The sequence below is a fragment of the Terrisporobacter sp. genome, from assembly GCF_017888745.1.
GTDB lineage: Bacteria > Bacillota > Clostridia > Peptostreptococcales > Peptostreptococcaceae > Terrisporobacter.
The window spans coordinates 1-5,763 of the sequence record NZ_JAGHFM010000003.1 but is presented as its reverse complement, the minus strand read 5'-3'; the positions used below and the strand labels follow the sequence as shown (position 1 = coordinate 5,763).

At 30.0% G+C, this 5,763-nt stretch carries 6 protein-coding genes; all 6 read left to right on the top strand.

Translation table 11 applies throughout. The features are described 5' to 3' along the window. On the top strand, positions 1 to 438 hold a 438-nt coding region (locus J7G74_RS00090), incomplete at its 5' end, for an ABC transporter permease subunit (RefSeq protein ID WP_297130126.1). A gap of 4 nt (positions 439 to 442) precedes the next feature. Then, on the top strand, positions 443 to 1,336 hold the full coding sequence (nikC, locus tag J7G74_RS00085; protein ID WP_297130123.1) for a nickel transporter permease: 894 nt from the start codon (positions 443 to 445) through the stop codon (positions 1,334 to 1,336). Positions 1,337 to 1,354: 18 nt separating this feature from the next. Continuing rightward, the gene (locus J7G74_RS00080) at positions 1,355 to 2,908 is read left to right on the top strand and encodes an ABC transporter substrate-binding protein (protein WP_297130120.1); all 1,554 of its coding nucleotides are present in this window, start codon (positions 1,355 to 1,357) and stop codon (positions 2,906 to 2,908) included. 132 nt (positions 2,909 to 3,040) lie between these two features. Next, positions 3,041 to 4,009 carry an ABC transporter ATP-binding protein gene (locus tag J7G74_RS00075; RefSeq protein ID WP_297130117.1) on the top strand — a complete coding sequence of 323 codons (969 nt, stop codon included), beginning with the start codon at positions 3,041 to 3,043 and terminating at the stop codon, positions 4,007 to 4,009. Continuing rightward, on the top strand, positions 4,009 to 4,944 hold the full coding sequence (locus tag J7G74_RS00070; RefSeq protein WP_297130114.1) for an ABC transporter ATP-binding protein: 936 nt from the start codon (positions 4,009 to 4,011) through the stop codon (positions 4,942 to 4,944). Before J7G74_RS00075 ends, J7G74_RS00070 begins: the two co-directional genes overlap by 1 nt. 139 nt (positions 4,945 to 5,083) lie before the next feature. Further along, on the top strand, positions 5,084 to 5,602 hold the full coding sequence (locus J7G74_RS00065) for a GrpB family protein (protein ID WP_297130111.1): 519 nt from the start codon (positions 5,084 to 5,086) through the stop codon (positions 5,600 to 5,602). The last annotated feature ends 161 nt before the right edge of the window (positions 5,603 to 5,763 follow it).

Here is a 5,763-nt window from a genome sequence, read left to right as displayed (position 1 = left end):
GGTAACAATGGTTTCAAAAGTTTAGTTTTGCCAACATTAACTTTAGCAATTTCCATGTCTGCAAAATATACAAGACAAATTAGAGCAACTGTATTAGAAGAATTAAATAAAGAATATGTTTTAGGATTAAGATCTAGAGGGATAAAAGAGAAAAGAATACTTTATGTGAATATTTTAAAGGTTGCACTATTAACAGTAGTAACGTTGTTGGGGTTATCTATTGGGTCACTTTTAGGAGGAACTGCTATTGTTGAATCCATCTTTATGTGGGATGGTGTAGGAAAATTGGCAGTAGATGCAATTAAGATGATGGATTATCCAATTATACAGGCATATGTAATATGGATGGCAGTAATTTTCGTAGTAATGAATCTTATAACAGATATATTATATAATTACTTAGATCCAAGAATTAGAATAGGTAAGGATGTATGGTGATACCATGGAAAGATCAATAGGTAAACAAAATATAAAAAGAAATAACTTTTTGGAAGGCATTTTAGATGACTTGAAAAACTTAAAGCAAAATAAAATCAAAACAAAACTATATATTTTATTATTTATAGTTAGCATATTATTTATAGTTGCATTGTTTGGAGAGTACATAGTACCAAATGACCCTTATGCACAGGATTTGTCAAATGCACTAAGTCCTCCTAGCAAAGAGTTTATATTTGGGACAGATAGATATGGAAGATGCTTGTTTTCTAGAGTTGTAGTTGGAGCCAAGACTACCATGTTTTCATCCCTGGGATTAGTGATAATTATAGCTACATTTGGCACCATAGTTGGTTCGATTTGTGGCTATATTGGTGGTAAAGTTGATGAAATAGTAATGAGGATTTCAGATATTTTCTTGGCTTTTCCTGGAATGGTATTTGCTATAGCTGTATCAGGTGTTCTTGGAGGAGGTATTGTTAATGCAGTTATTTCTTTGGCATTAATATCTTGGCCTAAGTTTTCACGTCTTGCTAGAGGACATGTATTAACAATTAAAAATAGTGCCTATATCCAGGCAGCAAAATTAAGTGGATGTTCTCATATGAAAATTATATTTAAGCATATATTCCCAAACATATTAGGGCCAATAATTGTAACAGCAACACTTGATATTGGAGTTATGATGATGGAACTTGCAGGATTATCATTTTTGGGGCTAGGGGCAATGCCTCCTACTGCTGAATGGGGTTCTATGATGAGTAATGGTAGAAGTATGATTCAATCATCTCCTTGGGTAATATTTGCACCAGGATTTGCAATATTTATTACAGTAATTATTTTTAATTTATTAGGTGATACAGTAAGAGATTATTTAGATGTAAGCAATAATGACTAATATATAGGGGGAATAGAAATGAAAATTAACAGAAAATTTGTTAGTTTAGTACTTGCAGGAGTATTAAGTGCAGGAGTTTTAGTTGGATGTAGTTCGACATCTAATGAAGGTGGAAGTAGTGATGGTGAAAAAACATTTGTTTATGGGACAAGTGCTTATAACTCAAGTGAACCAGGAATAAATCCTCATAAGGGATATTCAGGATGGCCTGCAATAAGATATGGTGTGACAGAGACACTATTTAAATTTAATGAAAATATGGAACTTGAGCCATGGCTTGCTACAGGTTATGAAATAATAGATGATTATACAATGAAAATAAATTTAAGAGATGATGTTAATTTCTCAAATGGGAATAAAATGACAGGAGATGCTGTAAAAGCATGTTTTGAAAGTTTAATAAAACTTCACGATAGAGCACCAGGAGATTTAGCAATAAAATCAATAGAAGCTGATAAACAAACCATAACAATAAAATCAGAAAATAAAGTAGTTACTTTATTAAATTACTTATCAGATCCATATGGAGGAATCATTGATGTATCTGATTGGGATGAAACTGGAGATACATGTATAGGTACTGGTCCATTTATAGCGAAATCAGTAACTGGAGAACAAATAGATTTAGAGAAAAATGAAAATTATTGGGATGGAGAAGCAAAAGTTGATAAAGTAGTTGTAAAGAGTATTACTGATGGTGACACTATGACAATGGCACTACAAAATGGAGAAATTGATGCAACTCAAGGTTTACCTTATGCAAGTTTAAGTTTATTTGAAGACGATGACAAATATAAAATAAGTTCTACAAACACTTCAAGAGTCTATCAAATAGCATATAACTATGACAACGAAGATTTACAAAATATAAAAGTAAGACAAGCTATAGCAAAATCTATTAATAAAGAAGATTTTACTAAAACATTATTAAATGGTAACGGAACACCAGCAGTAGGAGCATTTCCATCAAACTTCTCTTTTGGCAATGATGCAGTAAAAGGAGATGATTTTGATTTAGAAGGGGCTAAAAAATTATTAAAAGAAGCTGGCTATGAAGATAGTAATAATGATGGATATGTAGATAAAGATGGTAAAAACTTAACTATTCGTTGGTTAACTTATCCTTCTCGTATGGAATTACCTTTACTTGCGGAATCGGCTCAATCTACACTAAAAGAAATTGGTATAAAAGTTGAAGTTAACTCTACTCAAAATACTAGTGATTATTTAGAAAAAGGTGAATATGACATATATGCTAATGCTATGGTTACAGCACCAACTGGAGATCCTCAGTACTATATAACAACTCATTTACTTGATGATTCAGCATACAATAGTGGACATTATCATAGTGACAAAGTGGAAGAATTAACAAATGAACTTAGAAATGAATTTGATACGAAAAAAAGAAGTGACTTAGCAATACAAATACAACAAGAAGTTTTAAATGACTGTGCATATACTTATGCTTCTCACTTAAAAATGTCTTTTGTTATGAAGAAAAATATAAAAGGATTTGAAGCTCATCCATCAGATTACTATGAAATAACTACGGATTTAGATATTGAATAAAAAATTCGCTTTGCTCATGTCGCCAACGACCTTGTGAAACAGGTACGTTGCTCCATCAATATGTTGGATTTTATAATTTATCTACAATTCAGATAAATTATAAAATCCTTACGAAGAAAAAGAGGAATGTTTATGAAACCAATTCTTGAAACTAAGGATTTATGTGTAAGTTATGGAAATACAAAAATACTAGAAAATATAAATATAAGTATCAACAAAGGAGAAATACTAGGAATAGTAGGAGAATCTGGAAGTGGTAAAAGTACTTTATTGAAATCTTTAGTAAGTTTATTACCTTCAAATGCAAAAATTGAACACGGAAATATATTTCTTGAAAATAAAGATTTAGTAAAGTTATCAAAAGAAGAATTACGTCAAATTAGAGGAAAAGAAATATCAATAGTATTTCAAAATAGTGGGGCATCTTTATGTCCCATTAGAACCATTGAAAAACAATTTATGGAAAGTGCAAAGGCCCATCAAGATATAAGTGATGAAGATATAAGAAAATCTATTGATGAAATATTTCCAAAAATCCATTTAAAAGATGTGGATAGAATATTAAAAAGTTATCCTTTTGAATTATCTGGAGGTATGAATCAAAGAGTGGGAATTGCCCTTGCAATGCTAAACAAGCCATCAATAATTTTGGCAGACGAACCTACAAGCGCTCTTGATGTTACTGCCCAAGCTCAAGTTGTAAAGACTTTGATGAGACTTAGAGATGATTTTAACACAAGTATAATTATGATTACTCATAATATGGGAGTTGTATCTTATATGGTAGATAAAGTTGCTGTTATGTATAATGGAAGAGTAGTAGAATATGGAAGTAAAAAAGATATTATAAATAGACCTCTTCATCCTTATACACAAATGTTAATTAAGTCTACACCAAATATGAAAAAAGGGAAATTATATGGCATACCAGGTAAGGCACCAGTTTTTGGAGATGCTAAAAGAGGATGTGCCTTTGTAGATAGATGTAATAAAAGTATGGGGAAATGTTATACTGAAATACCTTCAACAGTTAGTTATGATAACTCAATAGTAAATTGTCATTTATACAAAGAATTAGCTGAGGAGGAGATTATAGTATAATGAATGTTTTAGAAGTTAAAAATCTAAAAAAAATATATATAAAAGATAAAAAAGAATTTACTGCTGTAAATGATATTGATTTAGAAATTAAAAAAGGTGAATGTGTGGGATTAGTAGGAGAATCAGGGTGTGGAAAAAGTACAATAGCTAAAATTGTAACTAATCTTGAAAAAAGCAATGAGGGGAATATTTTTATAAATGGATTAAATATTGAAGATTTTAAGTCTACAAAAAATAAAGAACTTCATAAACAAGTTCAAATGATTTTCCAAAACCCAGTGGATTCATTTAACCCTAGGATAAAACTTGGCAACTCCATTGGAGAAATAAAAATTAACCTTGGTTACGACAAAAAAGAAGTTAAGAAAGAAGTAATAGATTTACTTGAACTAGTAGGTTTAAGTGAAGAATATTATCATAGATATCCAAAAGAAGTGAGTGGAGGAGAGTGCCAAAGGGCCGCCATAGCAAGAGCGCTATTAATAAAACCAAAGCTTTTAGTATGTGACGAGGCAACAAGTGCTCTAGATGTATCTATTCAAGGTCAAATTATAAATGTCCTAAGTGATTTAAAAGCAAAAACAAATATAAGCTTCTTATTTATATCTCATGATTTAGCTTTAGTGCAAAAATTTTGTGACAAAATATACGTTATGTACGAAGGTAAAATAGTAGAAAAGGGGACAAGGAATCATATTATTAATAATCCTAAACATCCTTATACTAAGTTATTATTATCATCTAACTTTTCAATTTATGAAGATGATATATATGATGTGGAAGAATTTGATGATGTATATATAAAAAGAGAAGAAAATATTTCTGGATGTAAATTTTACAATAGATGTCCTTTTAGATTGGAACTATGTAAAGAAAACATTCCAATATTTAATGAGACACAAAAGGGACACTTTGTAGCTTGTCATTTAGTATAAAGATAGAAGAGAAATAAAAGAATTTATAAAAGTATTTAAGATTCGTGATATTAATAAATTATATAATAGCTATATAATGTAAATTGATGTACTTTTAATATCATATGCATAAATAGGAATTTAAAGGCGGGATGAAGTTATGGCTCAACATGTCATAGTGAAGGAATACAATCATATTTGGGAAGAAATGTATAATAGTGAGTCTATCAAGATAAGGGATATTTTAGGCGAAAACTGTGTTGAAATATTTCATATTGGTAGTACTGCGGTAAAAGGTCTAAAAGCAAAGCCAATTATTGATATTATGCCAGTAGTAACAGACTTAGCTAGTGTAGATGCGTTAGCAGATAAATTTGAACAAATCGGATATGAGTATTTAGGTGAGTTTGGAATTATTGGAAGAAGATATCTGCGTAAAGGTGGAGATGAACGAACTCATCAAATACATATGTTTCAAAATGATGATATTATAAACATTGAAAGGCATATTGCAGTACGAGATTTTTTGAGAGTTCACAAAGAAATAGCACAACAATATGGTATGTTAAAAGAAAAGTTAGCATTTCAATATCCATATGATATAGAAAAGTACTGTGACGGAAAAGAAGAATTTGTAAAGCAGTTAGAATTAAAGGCATTACAATGGAAACAAAAGTAAATTTTAATTTGTAGGTAAACTTCAATTAAGAAATTTAATATAATCCGAACAAAAAAGTAGGGGTATCCTAACTGATATACTCCTACTTATTTGTTTGCATTATATTAATATTATGAATAAATTAAATATAAAAAAATATGCTCAAATATTTATACATTGTT